This is a genomic window from Streptomyces sp. NPDC056231 (assembly GCF_048270745.1).
Taxonomy (GTDB): Bacteria; Actinomycetota; Actinomycetes; order Streptomycetales; family Streptomycetaceae; genus Streptomyces.
In genome coordinates this window covers 1-17392 of sequence record NZ_JBLVKW010000111.1, presented here as the reverse complement: position 1 = coordinate 17392, position 17392 = coordinate 1, and the positions used below count along the sequence as shown (strand labels likewise).

At 67.6% G+C, this 17392-nt stretch carries 13 protein-coding genes and 5 pseudogenes; 14 read left to right on the top strand and 4 right to left on the bottom strand.

Annotation, left to right across the window (positions count from 1 at the left end):
* From ACNPQM_RS40200 to ACNPQM_RS40185, 4 genes and pseudogenes are all read left to right on the top strand, one after another.
* Positions 1–869, top strand: a pseudogene (locus ACNPQM_RS40200) (hypothetical protein); the annotation flags it as partial.
* Between the two features lie 240 nt (positions 870–1109).
* The gene (locus tag ACNPQM_RS40195) at positions 1110–1877 is read left to right on the top strand and encodes a WD40 repeat domain-containing protein (RefSeq protein WP_418087867.1); all 768 of its coding nucleotides are present in this window, start codon (positions 1110–1112) and stop codon (positions 1875–1877) included.
* Between the two features lie 153 nt (positions 1878–2030).
* Positions 2031–3692: a hypothetical protein gene (locus tag ACNPQM_RS40190; protein ID WP_418087866.1), complete on the top strand. Its 1662-nt coding sequence runs from the start codon at positions 2031–2033 to the stop codon at positions 3690–3692.
* A gap of 283 nt (positions 3693–3975) precedes the next feature.
* Positions 3976–4347 (top strand): DUF6086 family protein, encoded by a 372-nt coding sequence (locus ACNPQM_RS40185; protein WP_384956563.1) that lies wholly within the window; start codon positions 3976–3978, stop codon positions 4345–4347.
* 207 nt (positions 4348–4554) lie between these two features.
* Here the strand turns inward: ACNPQM_RS40185 and ACNPQM_RS40180 are convergent.
* Positions 4555–4853, bottom strand: a pseudogene (locus ACNPQM_RS40180) (transposase); the annotation flags it as partial.
* A 247-nt stretch (positions 4854–5100) separates the two neighbouring features.
* Here ACNPQM_RS40180 and ACNPQM_RS40175 point away from each other — a divergent pair.
* Positions 5101–5523, top strand: coding sequence for a nucleotide pyrophosphohydrolase (locus tag ACNPQM_RS40175; protein ID WP_418087865.1), 423 nt, complete (start codon positions 5101–5103; stop codon positions 5521–5523).
* A gap of 667 nt (positions 5524–6190) precedes the next feature.
* On the opposite strand, the gene ACNPQM_RS40170 is transcribed toward ACNPQM_RS40175, so the two are convergent.
* Both ACNPQM_RS40170 and ACNPQM_RS40165 read right to left on the bottom strand, forming a co-directional pair.
* Positions 6191–7003 (bottom strand): DUF4253 domain-containing protein, encoded by an 813-nt coding sequence (locus tag ACNPQM_RS40170; RefSeq protein ID WP_418087864.1) that lies wholly within the window; start codon positions 7001–7003, stop codon positions 6191–6193.
* Between the two features lie 482 nt (positions 7004–7485).
* Positions 7486–7904 (bottom strand): annotated as a pseudogene (locus ACNPQM_RS40165) (DUF4259 domain-containing protein); the annotation flags it as partial.
* A 77-nt stretch (positions 7905–7981) separates the two neighbouring features.
* Here ACNPQM_RS40165 and ACNPQM_RS40160 point away from each other — a divergent pair.
* The 3 genes and pseudogenes from ACNPQM_RS40160 to ACNPQM_RS40150 form a co-directional block, all read left to right on the top strand.
* Positions 7982–8923, top strand: a complete 942-nt coding sequence (locus ACNPQM_RS40160) for a recombinase family protein (protein ID WP_418087863.1) — start codon at positions 7982–7984, stop codon at positions 8921–8923.
* 192 nt (positions 8924–9115) lie between these two features.
* Positions 9116–9244, top strand: coding sequence for a hypothetical protein (locus tag ACNPQM_RS40155; protein ID WP_418087862.1), 129 nt, complete (start codon positions 9116–9118; stop codon positions 9242–9244).
* 154 nt (positions 9245–9398) lie between these two features.
* Positions 9399–9488, top strand: a pseudogene (locus tag ACNPQM_RS40150) (flavin reductase); the annotation flags it as partial.
* On the opposite strand, the gene ACNPQM_RS40145 reads toward ACNPQM_RS40150, so the two are convergent.
* Complete coding sequence (locus tag ACNPQM_RS40145) at positions 9478–10497, bottom strand: hypothetical protein (protein ID WP_418087861.1); 1020 nt, start codon at positions 10495–10497, stop codon at positions 9478–9480. The pseudogene ACNPQM_RS40150 and the gene ACNPQM_RS40145 sit on opposite strands and share 11 nt — an antisense overlap.
* A gap of 225 nt (positions 10498–10722) precedes the next feature.
* Here ACNPQM_RS40145 and ACNPQM_RS40140 point away from each other — a divergent pair, with 225 nt between their 5' ends.
* From ACNPQM_RS40140 to ACNPQM_RS40115, 6 genes and pseudogenes are all read left to right on the top strand, one after another.
* A complete protein-coding gene (locus tag ACNPQM_RS40140; protein ID WP_418087860.1) occupies positions 10723–10914 on the top strand; it encodes a hypothetical protein in 192 nt (63 codons plus the stop codon).
* Between the two features lie 578 nt (positions 10915–11492).
* Positions 11493–12911, top strand: a complete 1419-nt coding sequence (gene ltrA, locus ACNPQM_RS40135) for a group II intron reverse transcriptase/maturase (protein ID WP_418087859.1) — start codon at positions 11493–11495, stop codon at positions 12909–12911.
* 708 nt (positions 12912–13619) lie between these two features.
* Positions 13620–15050 (top strand): group II intron reverse transcriptase/maturase, encoded by a 1431-nt coding sequence (gene ltrA, locus ACNPQM_RS40130; protein ID WP_418087858.1) that lies wholly within the window; start codon positions 13620–13622, stop codon positions 15048–15050.
* Between the two features lie 126 nt (positions 15051–15176).
* Positions 15177–16382: pseudogene (locus ACNPQM_RS40125) on the top strand (IS110 family transposase); the annotation flags it as partial.
* 52 nt (positions 16383–16434) lie between these two features.
* The gene (locus ACNPQM_RS40120) at positions 16435–16737 is read left to right on the top strand and encodes a hypothetical protein (protein WP_418087857.1); all 303 of its coding nucleotides are present in this window, start codon (positions 16435–16437) and stop codon (positions 16735–16737) included.
* Between the two features lie 221 nt (positions 16738–16958).
* The coding region (locus tag ACNPQM_RS40115) for a hypothetical protein (protein WP_418087856.1) at positions 16959–17392 on the top strand (434 nt) is incomplete at its 3' end.

The following is a 17392-nucleotide window of genomic DNA, read 5'->3' as shown; positions in this document are numbered from 1 at the left end:
TCCTGCCCGCACAGGCCCAGGTCCTGGAGCGGGCTGGCCGGGCGGACCAGGCGATCCGGCTGCTTGGCGCGGACGTGGCCGCCCGCCGGTACGGGATGCTGAACACCGTCAAGTTCTACGCTGAGCTGCTGGCCCGGTGCGGTCGGATCGAGGAGCTTGGCGACCTTGCCGACACCCACAGGCACGCCGCCGTACGCCCGTACGTGAGGGCCCTGGAGAGCCTGGGGCGAGCCGAAGAAGCGGAGGCGTACCTGCGCGGCCTCATCGCGGCCAGGTATCCGGGCTGGTACGAGAGCATGCTGATGGAGCTGCTCATCCGCCAGGGCAGGTTCGATGACGCCATCAAGGCGGTGGAGCACACGTTCGACGACCTCTATGACGGAAACCTCCTCCCGGGGGCCCTGATCCTCCTTGCCGATCAGGGTCAGCACGGCAAGGCGATCGGCCTCACGGAAGGCCGCAGCCCTGAGTTCCTCGCGGAGAACGAGGCGTTCTGGCTCCGGTCCAACCGGTGGTGGCTGATGGGAGAGGCGGGACGCGCCCGGGAAGCGATCGCGGAGATCGAAGCCCTGCCGGTCGACGAGGTCGAGGACCGCGAGGTGACCATCGCGTGGCTGCTCGCCCAGGACGGCCGTGTCGACGAGGCCATCGCCCGCCTGCGCCCGCTGCCCGGCAAGCGGGCCGCAACCGACCTGGCTGAACTTCTCATCCGGCAGGGCCGCTTCACCGAGGCCATCGCCGTCATTCCCGACGTGGCCGCCCAGCGCGAGGAGGCACGGCACGGCCGGGCAAAGCGGCAGGAATCCGCCTCCTCCGACGCCGGCCATGCGTGCGACGACCCACTGGCCACCGAGTATTCGAAGATATGATCGACCCGCTCGACATGTTCCCAACCATCTATTGCGTCCATCCCGGCACGCCCAGGAGACCCGATGCGTCGCATTGCCAACGCCCATCGCTCTCGTGCTCATCCGCTCGCGTGGTGGTTTCCGGATGACGGGCGGGAACTGCTGTTCACGGCAGGTTGTGAGGGCGACGGTGAAATGCGCTGTTGGGATACTCTCTCCGGCCGCCGTGTTGTCGACTTTGAAGCAGACCCATGGCTCATCGTGCACAACGGCGCCCTCGCGCACCTGCCGGATGGCCGGCTGATCCTGGCGACGTCGGGCCCGGACGGACTGCACCGCTGGGACGCTGCAACGGGACAGTCCCTGGGCCGGGTCGACGACGCAACGACGATCTGGCAGGTGACCACAGCGCTATCCGCGAGCGGGCGGACAGTGTTTCTCGGGGCGGGCATCGACGGCCATCTCCACCGCTGGGATGCGGCCACCGGCGAACCAGCCGGACCGGCCTGGGAGTGCAACCGCGGCTACGTCATCACCCTCACGACTCTCAACTTGCCGGACGGGACACCGCTGGTGGTCACCGGTGGCGAGGACGACACCGTGCGCCGCTGGCACGCCGAGACCGGCGAATCCGTCGGTGAGCCGCTGCCAGTCAGCGCCGATGGTCGTGTCTTCAACCTTTCCTCGTGCCGACTTCCAGACCGACGGGTGCTCCTGGTGGCGCACGACGACGAACATGCGATCCACCGGTGGGACGCAGCCACCGGCAAAGCGTTCGGTCCGCCCATACCCACTGGCGACCGGTTTCCGCACACCATCTCCGTCGTTCCGGTCGCCGGCTCACCCCGCGTGATCGTGGCATACGACGACGACACCGTCCGCCAGTGGAACGCACTGACCGGCGAGCAACTCGCGCTGCCTCATCCCGGATACGCCGCCACTGCGGCGCTCCGCCCTGACGGCACGGCAGTGCTCGCTACCGGTTCTCGCGACGGCGCGCTGCGGCTGGACTACATGAGCACTGACTAAACAGCTCGCGACCTGCCAACGCCACCATCGGCAGTCCGGCTTTGCAATCGGGTGCTCAGCGACGAACGATCACTGTCTGAGTGAACCCCCCGACTCCTCCATGCACCACACCTGTTGCAACCGCTATGGTCGTGTCGACCGCTTCTGAGCTGCGTGTTGTCGAACCGCACGCTCGCGGCGCGCCGGAGAAACGTCGGCGATTTCGACGCCTCGGGCGCGGACATCGAGCGGGACTGGGTGGCCCGTACAACCTGCTGGAGCCACGTGGAGCGTGTCCTGCTCACGCACGACCAGGTACGCGAGCACGAACTGCCCGCAGCTGCGGGGAAGGCTGGTGACCCGCGTTGGGCAGGGCTCGCGCGCCGATACGAACTCGACCCCGGCCGGCCGGTGCAGTGGGAGGTCGAAGCGCTCGACCCGACCGAGCTTCAGCGCCTGGTCCTCGCCGCCGTCGCTCCGTACCTCGACGAGGCCGTACTCGACGACCACATCGCGGAGGAAGAACGGCAACGGGAGCAGCTCAGGGTCGGTCAGCCTCGTTTGCGCAGGTCAGTTAGCCAGCGGAAGGTAGACACGGTTCCCGGAAGCGGCGAACTCCTTCGACTTCTCCAGCATCCCGGCCTCGATCTCCTCGGGGCCCTTCACCGCCCCGCCGCCTCCGCCTCCGCTGTGACGTCCTACGATGCGTCAGTCCTCCGGCGGATCCGGATCATCGTGCGGCAAGGGAAGTTCATGCGCCTGTCCAGCTACGTCAGGAAGGCCGCCATGGGCGCGGCGGCGATACCCCTCCTCGCCGGGTGCACGGGGGAACAGGGTGCGGGCGGGGCCGTGGAGCGAGCCGCGGAGAGGCCTGCCTCCTGGACGGACCTGCCGGTGCAGACCGGCGCACGGGGCGTCGTCTACACGGACACCAAGCACCGGTCGTACGAGGTCCGGATCACGGTCAAGAGCCTGGTCCGGGGTTCGGAGGAGGACATGCGGGGCGCGCGCACGGACGAGGAGCTGAAGGGCATGGTCCCCCACTACCTCACCTTCGAGGTCACCAACACGGGCCGGAAGGAAATCCCCGCCGCCTACATGGTGGACAGCAACTTCGCCCTGAACGGCACCGACTGGGCGCGCGGGGAGGAGGTCTACGTCAGCGGCGGCAGGCCAGGCGGGGTCGACCTGCCCTGCGCGGACACCGCGCCGAAGACGCTGGCGCCCGGCGACTCGTACACCACCTGCCTGACCTACGCGCTGCCCGAGGGCGTCGGCGTGCTGTCGCTGACGCACAACGCCGACGGCTACCTCGACGAGGGCGGTGCGGTCGCCACCTGGCCCGTCGGGGGCGGCCTCAAGGCGGCGTCCGCCGGGCTGAGGGAGCCGGGCGACGTCGTCCCCGTCCGGTGGGACGCCCGCGAGGACGGCGTCCTCGAACTGCCCGCCACCCTGGTGTCCGTGCGCCGGGGCAGCGCGGCCGACCTCGCGGGTCTGGACCTCGACCTCAACGAGAACGAGCGGCACGGCGTCCCGTACTACGTGTCGGTCACCTACACCAACACCGGGTCGAAAGACCTCTACGCCGACCAGGCCGGCCACGTCCGCCTGCTCACCGAGGGCGGTCGGCAGATCTGGGGGAAGACCCCCTTCGTCCTCGATACGAAGATCCCCGGCTGTCCGTCCGACTGGGTCGCGCGGATGATCCCGCCGGGCGACAGCGTGACGGAGTGCAGCATCCACCTGGTGACGGACAACGGCGACAAGCCGTTCGCGGTGGGTTTCGCGGAGGTGGGCCGGCCGGGACTGGTGGCCTGGCGGGCCCCCCTCCGCTGAAGCGGACGGGTTAGCCGGTCTACCTGCCGCCCGTCTCCGCGAGCGGCAGGTAGACCCGGTCGCCCGATGCCGCGAACTCCTCGGACTTCTCCCTCATCCCCGCCTCCACGTCATCGCTGCTGAGGGCCCGTAAGCAACTTCCCGAGTTCTACGCGGATGCCTCGATCGGCTTCCGGTTCACCCGGCCGAACCAGGATCCGCGGTTCATGGAGGCAGTCGAGGCCCGGTTCCAGAAGCTCACGGAGAAGTATCCGGACGTGCACATCCAGACCAGGTGGTTCTAATGAGTTACCCGTTCAAAGCTTCCGACAGGTCAAGAATTCTCTGGGACCCGTCACTCAGGGTGGGGCGGTTCTACGTGGCCCTTGCTCAAGAAGCCGGTGAACTGAACGGCATGCCAACGGGCTTGACGGACAACGAGCGACTCGGCGGAAGCGACGTAGACCTGGCCGTGTTCCAGCAGTTCACCCAGGGACTTTATGACAGATACTGCTCCACCAACAATTTCGTCTTGCATGGTCTCCTGCGTGGGCTCTTGCTGACCTCGATCGTGATGCTCGAAAAAGGCGGCGGCTCGATCGCTCGGACTCACGAGAGGGAGGACGGCCTGCTGGAAGACCTAGACGCCTACGTGCGGGCCATGTGGACAGACTGAGATCACCCTTGGGGTGACAGCCTCGACGGCGTAAGCCAGCCGGGGCTGTCACGCCGCTTTCGTGAGCACCGGTCTGCTCAACGGCGCCTACCCGTCTCTTCGCCGTAGCGCTCTGTCGCCGAGCTTGGTCGGCGCTACCGGTGCTGACCAAGCCGCTGGAACCTTGTCCCAGTCTCCAGGTGTCCAACATCAAGGGGAAGCTTCACAGGTCAGTGACCGCCGCAGGTAGGGCGGAAGTTCGCTGATCGTGGCGGTGAGGGCCTGGTGGAGGGCTCTGCCCGGTGGCCGTTGGGCAGGTGCACCAGCATCGTGAAGCGGGTTGTCCGTTCGACCAGTGTGCCGATGTCGGAGCCGTGGTTGGTGCCGACGATGCAGTCGCCGTCCCAGTGGCCGGGAACGGCGCGGTCGGCGGCTTCGGCGGGGCGGTCGCTGATCATCACCATGGCTGTGGTGAAGCGGGGCTGACGCTTGTATGCCTGGCGCTGGGGGTGCCGGCGGGCCCGTCCGAGATGGTGTCTGGTGTAGCACCGGAGCTCTGCCGGTCTTTGTCCTCCGCCGCGCCCCCCGCCCCCAGCGGGTGCTCCGGTCCGGCCGCGGGGGCTGGGGCATCTGCGGGGCTGGGAGACCGCGTGCGCGTCCCGACCTGCGCAATCACGGATAGCTCCTGACCCGTACTCCGTCGATCCTGCCTGCTGGGTGACAGCACGATCGCAGCCCGGAGGTTACGCGGGGCGCATACGGAAAGGCTGAGACATGGACCTCAACGAACTTCAGCGCCGCGCCCTGCGTGTCCACGATCTCTACGACGAGCTGAACCTGAGGGAACGTGGCCGGGTGTGGACGCGCGAGGAGTTCATGCTCGGCTTCGTCGGGGACGTCGGCGATCTGGCGAAGATCGTCATGGCGCAGGAAGGCGCCCGCGACATGCCGGGTGGCCGTCCCGCTCTGGAGCACGAACTCGCGGACTGCCTGTGGTCCGTGCTGATCCTTGCGCACCGGTACAACGTCGATCTGAACGCCGCGTTCTTGCGCACGATGGACGGACTCGAGCAGTCGATCACCGCGCGAGGGGCGACCCGTGCTCTACGCCCAAGGGTGAGGCCCAGCCGGGCCCCCGATCCTGCGTCTGGACCAGTCAGCCGAGGCGGTAGCAGGCCTTCTGATCCGATCCCTTGAAGAATGCACATCATGGTCCTTTTGGGCATCTTCGGTCCGCCGGACCGGCCGCGGTGCCTCCACAGGGTTTCCACCGCGACGCCGGGCGCCCGCCCGTTGTCGCCCGCCCACAGGGACCGCTTCCACCTGCTGGCCTTCGCGCCGTGTCTCGGTTTCTTGTACGTCCACCGGGCCCAGTAGGTATGTCCCGCCCGTCCGGAGACCTTGTGGGCGATGATCAGCGGCACCCGCCGGGGGAGGTGTCGTACCGCAGCACGATGCAGCAGTTCGCCCCTCGGTGTGCAGCGGTGGGTGTCCACCATCCGGGCCGCAGCGGCGGGCTGCGCCGCGAGCACCGGCGGGGGAGTGGGTCCGAGCAGAGCGGCCGCGCCGGCGGCAGGTGGGGATGCTCGCCCTGCTTCGACAAGCCAGCCGTCTGCGCGGGCTGCCGCCAGCAGCGGCGCGTCGTCAGCCGGGACCGCAACGGCTACCCTCGTTGCGCGCGACCTCGCCGAACAGCTCGAACTCGCCATCGCCGCCATCCAACGCCTGAGCATCGACAACGGCCTCCTGCGCGCCGCCCTTCACGATGCCCGCGCTGTCACCCCGCTGCCCCGCCGCCCCCGATGACCGACTCCGTCGCCACCAATCAGGTGCGCCAGCGAGCTGTCACCCAGCGAGTGCCGGATCAGTCCCACCAGAAATCCCAGCGGTGGGCGCCAGTGATCCGCTCGGCATACGCGGCCAGTGTGTACGGTCTGCTGCCCTGCCAGATGTTGTCAGGGCAGAACGCAAAGTGCTCGGCTGCAACCAGCAGAGCCTCATGCTCGCTCACCGGTGGCGCGGCGATGCTGAGGTGCAGCGTGGAAAACCCGACCGCGACGACACGGGCTCCGAATCGGTTTTCCCAATCCCGGACGACCGCAGAGAATCTCGCGGTGTCGTTTTCGTAGTTGCAGGGGCCAGCCCAGCCCACGGCTGTCAGCGCTTCGGCACCGGATGGAGCGGCAACCAGTCCAAGACGTGTCCGCGGGCAGTCGGTGAGGAACGCCTCCGCGAACTCTGAGGCCAGTTGCTCAGGGGTCGTTACCGTTTCCCGGCTGGCCGCAAGACCGGGCCATACCTGTCCGAAGGGGGCCGTAACAGCGAGGCGCCTTTTGACGTCGAGCATGTCGTCGTCTTCATCGACGGTCGTGTAGGTCGCCCACCACTGCGCGAGGAGGCCGGCAGGATCATGGCTTGCCGGGGAGGACATCTGCTCAGGGAAGACCTCCCCGGACCCCCAAGGGCGGAACTCGCCATCGTTCGGGTCCAGCGCATCGAGGAGCAGCGGCCACAAGCCGGAACGTGCGTGTTCGGTGTGCATCCGCGTCCACAGCTCAGGCTCGGCTGGCCCGTCACTGAGCCACAAGGGCTGTCGATCTCCGTCGCCTTCATCGGATGTGACCATCCGACCGGGCGGAAGCAGGCCATCAAGGCTCGATCGGGATTCAGGGTGCATGGGCCGGATGCTAGTGCTGCGGCCAGGGGGTATCACTGAGAGGGTCCGAGCGCTCGATCCCGGTACTCCTGGAATGCCTCCCAGCCTGACGTATGCCCAGGGGTTATCAGGTCCCCATTCGCACAGTCGAGCACTTTGCACCGCAGAGCCTCGGCAAGACGGAAGACGTCCGTCAGCACGTCGCCGCCGGAGCCCCGGATGTGGAGCATGATCGAGTCCACCGGATCTTCCGACCCGATGTTGAGTTCGACGGACCAAGTCGGGCCGGAAAACTCGCCCCAGACTGGGTCCGAGAAGTCAGCTTCGGGGCAAGCCTGAGTAACAGCTGCGCGTACGTCGTCGCGCCGGCCGAGCGGGTCCGGCGTGTAGTCGGCGGGGATCTCGTGCACAGAGGTGACGTCGGCGGGTAGACGCATGAGAAGGACGTCCCAGCTCATAGTGACCTTCCGGGTAGGACGGGTGCGGGTCGAGGTGGGGCAGATCAGGCTGAGCTGTTCTCCCGATGGCTGTGGCAGGAGCACGTTCTGCAGGCGACGGATGTTCGCGCGCCAGGGCCCGCCATCCGACTCGGCCCATAGGTCCATCAGTTCGGACGGTTCGGTCATGATGCGGTCGAGGGCCTGCAGGGCGAGATCGCGCAGGCCAGTGAGATCCGGGAGGGGCTCTTCCGGCCCATAGATTGGATCGGCCGGCTCACCGCCGGGGCACTGCGCCGCGACGAGCGCGGCCGCGGCTACGGCTACCTCGGATTCGGGTGCTTCGAGGTAGCCGCGGTGTCGATCACACGTGTGAGAGCACTGCGGACGATGCCCTCACGTTCGCCTGCAGCTGCCTCATCAAGGTCACCGCCAAAGTCCGCTGCGGTGTCGTTGTCGAAGGGGCCGACGTCCCAAGTGCCCATGGTCTCTCCTGATCACGATGTTGACCGGGGCATCCTGACAGAGGAGGGTCCGATCCTCCGTACGGAAGGGGCCCTCGGTGGCGAACCTGGTCTACAAGCGGGTCTCGACCGACCAGCAGTCGACCTCCCGGCAGAACCTCGTCCTGGACGAGGCCGGGATCGAGGACTCGGTCGTCTTCGAGGAGGTCCCGGGAACCTCCAGCCGCCTCCACCCCCTTCAGCGCCCGAAGTTCCGCGAACTGCTCACCTACGCGCGGCCGGGCGACACCGTGCACATCTCCGAGATGTTCCGCCTCGTACGCGGCACCGGGCACATCCTCGACGTGCTTGACGTCCTCCACCGCGACCAGGTGGCGCTGCGCATCCACGACGGCGCATTCTCCGCGATGAACCTCACCGCCCGTCACCCGCGCACCGGGGAGTTGCTGTCCACCGTGAAGTTCATGGTGCAGACCCTCGCCGCCGCCGGCGAACTCCAGCGCGACCTCCAGCGCGAGCTGACCTACGACGGACTGCGAGCCGCCGAGGCCAAGGGCAGCAAGGGCGGGCGCCGCCCCGCCGTGGCGGCCGAGAAGACCGACGACGTCCGCACCGCGTACCTGGAGGGCCGTTCGATCGCTGCCCTCGCCCGCGACCACGGCGTCAGCCGCGGCGCGATCCGCACGGCGGTCGCCGACCTCATGCCCGACCACAACGCCATCTCGCAGGAGGACACCCCCGCTCCGGAGCTGCCGGTCACCCTCGACATGCCGGGCAAGGTCGCGGACTTCCTCCGCGCGTCCGACCTGGAGCCCGCCGAGCGGGCCGCGCTCGGCCAAGGGGTGACCGTACGGCGCGGCCAGGGCTACACCTTGCGCATCACCGCCGTGCTCGCGGTCCACCGCCAACTCCTCGCCCGCTGCCAGCCCCTCGACGGCTCCCCGCACGCCCCGGCGATCCCGGCACAGCGCAAGGCACACCGCGAGTACGCGAACCGCGTCAGCGCCCTCGCCCATCCACGGCCTGAGCATCACGCGTAGCTACTTTGCCCCTGGGGCAGAGCTGGGAGTCCGGGGCCGTATGGCAAGACCATTGCCCAGTACAAGGCCACCCGGGACGCCTTCCTCGCCGAAATCACCAGCGGTCAGCAGCATGGCAGCATCACGGAGATCGGGCGCGCCTTCGTAGCTGCCCTCAACGCACTGGACAGCCGCTCGCCCTTTATCGAGACCGTGGAACGCGAGGAGCTGTTCGACGCTCTGGACTTCCTGGTGGACGAAGCACAGACAGCTGCCGGGCGCGACCTGTCCGCTGCTCGCGCGACGCTGATCGAAGGCGTGAACTCCACCCGAGACTGGTGACCGCCGCCCATCTGCTACGACCGATGCCGTTCAGATCGGCGCGCCTTGACTAGTACTCCAGCAGGATTTTGATGTCTGACCTGCGGGTTTCGCTGGGTCGGCTGGAGTGTAGCGGGCTGCGGAGGAGTCAGGGGCGGTCTTGGGCGGGCCGCCCGTCGTCGGCACGGTCGTGGCCCTGGGCGCGGAGGGCGACGCCGCGCCGCTCTTGTTCCACCGCGGACGCTTCGGCCGCCTCAGTCCCTGACGGGCTCCTCGCGGGGCTGGTCGTCGGGCTCCAGAATGTACAGGTCCCAGGCGTCGGGGTCGCCGACGAGCACGTACAGCTTCGGGTGCTCGGGGGTCCCGAACACCTGCCAGGGGCCCAGGCTCCCATCGCAGGCGTCGACGGAGACCCCCACATTCTGAGACCACGACCCGTCGCCCGGGTGGTGGACCCAGGTGCCGGCACCGGTGCAGGGCTGCCCCGCGTCGTGACGGTCGTCGTCGAAGCTGAAGGTCTTGACCCCGTCGGCCGTGACCTTGCCGTTCGCCGTGAAGGTGATCCTGCCGCCGTTGCCGTCGGACCACGTCCCGGCGAGCCGTTCCGCGGTCAGCCGCGGAGGCTCGTACCCGATCCCGGCGTACAGGGCGACACCGGCGAGCGCGCCGGTGACGGCGACGCCGAGCGTCCCGTACAGCGCCACCCAGCCGAACATCGCGATGCCGGACACCCGCGGGCGGTCCGGCAGCACCAGCCTGCGGACGACCAGCGCCGGGGCGCCGAGCGCCGCAGCGCCCATGAACCACCCAATGAGGCCCGCCGAGACGTTCTCCGGGAACCCGGCGGGCACCATCGACGCCGAGACGAGCCCCGGCAGGGTGCCGCCGGCGGCCGCCAGGAGCGGGATCCACCACCAGACGTCACGCCCCGAGACCGTGCGGCCGAGCCATCCGGCGACGGCCACGAGCGGCATCACCACGGCGACCGACAGCAGGACGGCGCCGACCGCCCCGGCCGCCACTCCGATCAATCCCATGACGAACAGGAAGAAGATGTTGAACAGGTTGTAGCCGAGGGCCGGGACCTCCTGGGTCTCCATCCACACGTAGAACACGATCGACCCGATCACGGCCTCGAAGAACAGCACCGAGACCGATGCCGTGAACGCCGAGCCGAACCGGTCTCTCACCCGCACCCGCGTCTGCGCCCGGGCCGGAACCTGTGCCTGCCACGGGGCCCCTGCCTGCAGCTGATCCCGCATTTCTGAACGCATTCGAATCCCCTCCGCCGCGCATCGTCCTCCATGCGGGGCGGAGCCGCACCACTGGGGTCGCCTAGTACTCCAGCTGGAGCAGGATTTTGACGTCTGACCTGCGGGTTTCGCTGGGCGGCTGGAGTGTAGCGGGCTGCGGAGGAGTCAGGGGCGGTCTTGGGCGGGCCGCCCCTCGATCGTGCGACAGCGCCGCAAGTAGTGGCAGCGGCGGGGCAGCTTCCTCAGGTGACCAGCGCGCGTGTTGTCGAGCAGTGGAACCTGGACCTGGACGACCTCTTCGTGACCATCGGCCATCGGTTCAGCCAGGTGGAGCTACGCCGTCGCATGCACGACTACGTGCGCGGCCTGCTCGCCCCGGTGGCCCGGAAGAACAGTTGGGTGCGCCACGAGGCGCCAGTGCGCCGTGAGGCGCGGTGAATCGAAGGAGGTGCAAGACCTCCTCGCCAGCCTGTCGCAGCAGACTGGTGGGAGCTGAGCGCAGACCGATCCGGGAGACGCCGGGGAGGGCGGGAAGCAGCGCTGACAAAGCCGGGACTGCTCGGAACTGCCAGACGGGCCGGGTCCGGCAAGCGAGATCAGAGGGCATACGAGAGGAATCAGTGGTAAAGCTCCGTAAGCGTGGCACCGGCTCAAATCTGGTGGATATGGGCCGGGTTGCAGTGCACAGTCCGTTTGCTGAACGGACTGACTCCGTAGCCGACTTGGCGTGTCGGTGGGGAGGCCACGGCGAAAGCCTGCGGCGTAACCGTGGCGATGCTGCCGGGGCAAAGCTGGATGCCGGACTGATCAATCGATTCACCGTGAACACGGGAACCGTCCCGCGTCGCTCCCAAGGCCCGGAATCCATTCGGGCCGGTGGGATAGATGCGTCGTCTGTCGAAGGCGCGGGACGGGGCGGAGGCCCCGTAGTAGTCCGAGCGGACGAGAGGTCCGCACATGGCGAAGGGGGCCAGCAAGTCGACAGTAAGGATGCTGGAATGCCGGGAGGTCGTTTGGTGAATACCGACGAACTGGAATACGCCTTGCTCAAGGCGGAACGCCGGGTACTGGAAATCCAGACCAAGCTGAACCGTTGGGCCAGTGATGAACCTCATCGCAGGTTCGATGATCTGTACAACCTCGCCGCGGATCCGGGCTTCCTGCTGGTGGCCTGGGACCGGGTGCGGAACAACAAGGGCGCGCGCACGGCGGGAGTGGACGGCGAGACCGCCTACTACATTGAGTCCGTGCGCGGGCTGGAAGGGTTCCTTGCGGAACTGCGGGGAGATCTCAAAGCCCGCACCTTCCGACCCCTACCGGCTCGGCGACGCGCGATTCCCAAAGCTGACGGCAAGGTCCGCTATCTGGGGATCGCGACCATCCGAGACCGGGTCGCTCAGGCGTCCTTGAAACTGGTGTTGGAGCCGATTTTCGAGGTGGATTTCCTCCCGTGTTCCTACGGGTTCCGTCCGAATCGCCGAGCTCACGATGCGGTGGCCGACGTGCACCATTTCGTATCCCGCTCGTATGAGTGGGTTGTTGAGGGTGACATCAAAGCCTGCTTCGACGAAATCTCGCACTCCGCTCTCATGAACCGGGTGCGGGAACGTGTCGGAGACAAGCGTGTCCTGGATCTGGTGAAGGCATTCCTGAAGGCAGGCATCCTCGGTGAGGACGGCACGCTGGTGGATACCAACGCCGGGACTCCGCAAGGGTCGATTCTTTCACCGTTGCTGAGCAATGTGGCTCTCTCGGTCTTGGATGAACACATCGCCCAAGGGCCGGGCGGCCCCGGAGCCAGCCCGTATGGAAGGGCCAAGCGACGCCGTCAAGGTCTGCCCAACTACCGCCTCGTGCGGTATGCGGACGACTGGTGCTTGCTCGTGTCGGGCACCGAGGCGCACGCCCAAGCCCTGCGGGAAGAAATCGCCGGGGTCCTGTCCACGATGGGCCTGCGCCTGTCGCCGGAGAAGACCTTGAACACCCATATCGACGAGGGCCTCGTCTTCCTCGGCTGGCGCATCCAACGTCACCAGAAGCGAGGCACCGGCAAACGATACGTCTACGTCTATCCGGCCAAGAAGGCCCTGGCGGCCGTCATGGCCAAGGTGAAGACAATCTGCCGGCGGAGCATGAACCTGCCGCTCGAAGACCTGCTGCGTCAGCTCAACCGGATGCTGCGGGGCTGGACCGCGTACTTCAAGTACGGATGCTCGAACGCGACTTTCAGCTATTTGAGGGCCTTCCTCTGGAAGGAGATCATCAGATGGCAGGAGCGCAAGCACCGGCGTGTTCCTTGGAAGGTACTACGCCGACGCTACGGCATCTGGCCCGCCGAAGGCGGGATGGAATTGTTCGACCCGGCAAGGGTGAGCGCCAAGCGCTACTACTACCGGGGAACACGCATCCCGACACCATGGCCGAGCACAGCATGAGGTGAACACCGACCCACGGGACTTGTGGAGAGCCCGGTGCGCTTAGCGGCGCACGCCGGGTTCGGGAGGCGACCCGGAGAAACGGACTGACCGCAAGGCCAGCACCGCGCTCCGGGTCGACCTCACGAAGTCGAGCGGGGGTGAAAGACCTTCGACTCCTGGCCGTCGCAGCGGCTGGGTGAAGCTGAGGGCAGCCTGAGCCGGGAGACGCCGGGGAGGGTGGGAGCAGCCCTGACAACGCCGGGACGTGCCAGTACTGCCAGATGGCGCGGGTTCGGTCAGCGAGACGGGAAGGTGTACGCGAGGAACCGGTGTCTGACGCCCCTTAACGGCCCACCAGCTCAAATCTGGCGGATATGGGCTGGTCGCGGTGCGCACCTGCTGTCTTCGGACGGCGGGGAACTCCTTGGTTGCCATGTGATCAACGGCCGGGAGGCCACGGTGAATGTCTGCGGCGTAACCGTGGCGATGCCGCAGGGGTAGAGCTGGGCGCCTCACCCGTCGATCGACTCTCAAGTGAACGTGGGAACCGTCCGGTGTCGTCCTGATCCTGTGCAGCCAGCGCGGAGGAAGGACAGGCGCGTCGTCGGCTGTTGGCGTCGGGCGGGGCGGAGGCTCCGTAGTAGTCCGAGGCCGGGAAAGCCGGCCGCATGGCCAAGGGAGCCAGCAAGTCGGTAGTGGAAGTACTGGAAGACCGGGAGAACACTGGTGAACACGAGTGATCTGCCGCTTGGTTCGATGCGGGCCGAGCGGCGGGTACTGGAGATCCAGACCAAGCTGCACCGTTGGGCGAACGACGATCCTCATCGTCGGTTCGACGATCTTTACAACCTCGTCTGCGATCCCGGCTTCCTGGTGATGGCCTGGGAGCGGGTCGCGGGGAACAAGGGCGCACGCTCGGCCGGAGTCGACGGAATGACCGTCGCCTTCGTCCGTGAACGGATCGGTGAGGAGCGGTTCCTCGCCGGGCTGCGGGAGCAGTTGAAGTCCCGCAGCTTCCGCCCGGTCTCGGTCAGGGAACGGATGATCCCCAAGCCGGGGTCGCGCAAGCGGCGGCGTCTTGGGATTCCGTCCGTGGCCGATCGGGTGGTCCAGGCGTCATTGAAGCTGGTGCTGGAGCCGATCTTCGAGGCGGACTTTGTGCCGTGCTCGTACGGCTTCCGCCCGAATCGGCGTGCGCACGACGCGATGGCCGAGACGCGCTTTCTGGCATCCAAGACATATGAGTGGGTGCTGGAGGGCGACATCACGGCCTGTTTCGACGAGATCTCGCACTCGGCTCTGATGGACCGGGTGCGGGCTCGGATCGGGGACAAGCGTGTGCTCGTGCTGGTGAAGGCGTTCTTGAAGGCGGGCATCCTCACTGAGGTGGGCACCTCCAAGGAGACCGTTACCGGCACCCCACAGGGTGGGATTCTTTCGCCACTGATGAGCAATGTGGCTCTGTCGGTCCTGGACGAGCACTTCGTCGAGGCTCCGGGCGGGCCGCAGTCCACGACGAAGCAGCGGTGGACACGGCGCCAGAGGGGGCTGCCCAACTACCGGCTGATCCGGTACGCGGACGACTTCGTCGTTCTGGTGTCGGGCACCCGAGCGCACACCGAGGCGCTGCTTCCGGAAGTGGCGGACGTCCTCTCCACCGTCGGTCTTCGGCTGTCGGAGGAGAAGACGCTGATCACGCACATCGACGAGGGCCTCGACTTCCTCGGCTGGCGCATCCAGCGTCACCGGAAGCGGGGAACGGACCGGCAGTACGTTTACAACTACCCGGCCAAGAAGGCACTTCGGTCCATCAAGGCCAAGACGAAGGCGATCTGCCGGATGAACGTCAGTCTGCCGCTGGCAGTCCTGCTGCACAAGCTCAACCAGGTGCTGCGGGGCTGGACCGCCTACTTCCGCCCAGGGGTATCTGCCCGGGCCTTCCAGTACCTCCGCATGATCGTCTGGCGGCAGGTCTTCGGATGGCTCCGGCGCAAACACCTCGGAGTCGGGTGGAAGGAACTCCGCCGCCGCTACTGCGACGGCGGATGGTGGCCGCACGACGGCAAAGTCGTCCTGTTCAACCCCGGGTCGGTAGTCACCACACGTTACCGACCCCGCGGGACGACGATTCCATCGCCATGGCCCAGCACAAGCTGAGGAGAGCAACTGCCCAACGGGGCTTGTGGAGAGCCGGATGCGGGGCCAACTCGCACGTCCGGTTCGGGAGGGCGGCATGGAGAAACGGGCCGGGAGTGATCCCGGAACCGCGCTCCATGCCGACCCCACCACTACGTCGCGCTCGTCGACGACACCGGCAAGCTGCTGGCCAAGTGCCGGATCAACGACGACCTGGACGGCTACCGGCTGCTGCTGGACCTCCTGGCCGAGCACGGCGACACCGCCGAGACGCCGATCCCGGTGGCCATCGAGACCAGCCGCGGCCTACTGGTCGCCACGCTGCGGCAAGGCCCCCGCAAGATCTACGCGGTCAACCCGATGGCCGCCTCCCGCTACCGCGACCGGCACGGAGTCAGCCGCAAGAAGTCCGACCCGGGCGACGCCCTGGTCCTCGCGAACATCATCCGCACCGACGCTCCGGTGCACCGCTCGCTGCCCGCCGACACCGACCTGGCCCAGGCCGTCGCCGTCCTGGCCCGCGCACAGCAGGACGCGGTCTGGAACCGCCAGCAGGTCGCCAACCAGCTGCGGTCCCTGCTGCGGGAGTACTTCCCGGCGATAATCGAGGCGTTCAAGGACAAGCCGGGAACCCTGACCCGCCCCGATGCCCGCCGCATCCTCGCCGTCGCACCCACACCTGCCCTGGCCGCCAAGCTGCAGATGTGGAAGCTGACCGCCATGCTCCGGCGAGCAGGCCGCCGCCGGGGCATCGAATCGGACGCGGAACGAATCCAGCAGCTCTTCCCCGAGGAAGCTCCACGGCAGCTGCCTCTCGTCGAGGACGCCATGGGCAAGCAGGCGCAGGCCCTGCTGCTGCAGCTGGACGCCGCCTGTCAGGCGGTCGACGACCTGGCGCGGGCCACCGAGGAAGCCTTTCGGTCACACCCGGACGCGCCGATCATGCTGAGCTTTCCTGGGATCGGCCCCCAAGTCGGTGCCCGCATCCTGGGCGAGATCGGTGACGACAGGAGCAGGTTCGCCACGGCTGGAGGACTGAAGGCATACGCCGGCTCCGCCCCGATCACGCGGGCCTCCGGCAAACGCCGCTACGTTGGACGTCGGTTCGTGAAGAACAACCGTCTCAACCACGTCGGCCACCTGTGGGCCTTCGCCTCCCTCAGCGGTTCAAGTGGTGCGGACGCCCACTACCGGCGCCGCCGAGCAGGAGGGGACTGGCACATGCAGGCTCTGCGGCACCTGTTCAACCGGATGCTCGGCCAACTCCATCACTGCCTCTTGGCACGGGTCCCGTTCGATGAAGCGATCGCCTTCCCCTCAGAGCTCCAGCCAGCAGGAACAGCCACCGCGTGAAGCAGAACGAGGCAGCTTGTCCAGAGGCGGCGGGGGAGACGATCATTCGGTCATGAGACCCGAAGTGCAGACGTTCGTTGCCGACGGACCGCTTCCCGACTGGGAAGCGAGCGAGGAAGAGATCGACAGGCGTGAACGCCAGCTGAGGACGATCTCCCGCCCCGTCACGTCCGAAGAGGCGGCTGCCCTGGCCACCTGCTTCGGCCCCGACGACTGCTACGGCGTCGCCTGGACGCTCGTGCACCTGATCGAGACGGCTCCCAGCCGGGTGCCACAGTGGGAGGATCCGGGTCCGGAAGCCGGCGACTGGGCCGAGGTTCTGCGGGGGCGATGGGGCGGCGGCTTGACGGCTTAACTGCATGAGGTGTCTTTCCCACGCGATAGCCGAGGGAAAGAGGTCTGCTTCGAGCCCCGGGCCCGGCGGGCTGCGGCGGCGGAGGAAACCCCTGGTCGCCCGTTGATCGGGATGGCAGGGTCTGCCTCCACTCGAAGGGAGCTCCGCGATGACTGAGACGGAACGCGTCGACTGCACCGACTGCTTCGCCCTGCCGCCCCGACAACACCCGCATCGCGTACGTGAAGACCGGCGGCGGGATCAGCGAGACCTGGCACACCCCCGACCGCCCGGCCCTGGCGATCACGCAGATCAACATGGAGGAGGGAAGCAAGCGGGTCCGAGAACAGGACACATGGGCCCGGGGCGTCTTCCCCGCCGCGCACGAGCGGCTCAGGAAGGCCGCCGCCGCGATGCCCGCCGGCACCGCCGCCCAGCCCTTCGTCGACGCCCTGAGCGAGCTGGTCCAGGCGCAGGCCGACACCACCGGCTTCGTCGTCCTGCACCGCTGGGCGGAGATCCTGGAGCGGCACTTCCTGCCGGAGCTCCCCGACCCCGGCCGCACCACCAAGTCGTCACATCCGGGCACGCCACCGCTGGGGCGCCGTGGCTGTGGCGGTCTCTGGGGGAGTTATTTGTCGGTGACTTCGGGAGTCGCTTTGCTGCGCCTCTCGTG

Excerpts from the sequence above, each read along its gene's own strand:
- ACNPQM_RS40185 (WP_384956563.1), top strand. The coding sequence starts at position 3,976 with ATGAGTTACCCGTTCAAAGCTTCCGACAGGTCAAGAATTCTCTGGGAC.
- ACNPQM_RS40175 (WP_418087865.1), top strand. The coding sequence starts at position 5,101 with ATGGACCTCAACGAACTTCAGCGCCGCGCCCTGCGTGTCCACGATCTC.
- ACNPQM_RS40170 (WP_418087864.1), bottom strand. The coding sequence starts at position 7,003 with ATGCACCCTGAATCCCGATCGAGCCTTGATGGCCTGCTTCCGCCCGGT.
- ACNPQM_RS40145 (WP_418087861.1), bottom strand. The coding sequence starts at position 10,497 with ATGCGTTCAGAAATGCGGGATCAGCTGCAGGCAGGGGCCCCGTGGCAG.
- ACNPQM_RS40120 (WP_418087857.1), top strand. The coding sequence starts at position 16,435 with ATGAGACCCGAAGTGCAGACGTTCGTTGCCGACGGACCGCTTCCCGAC.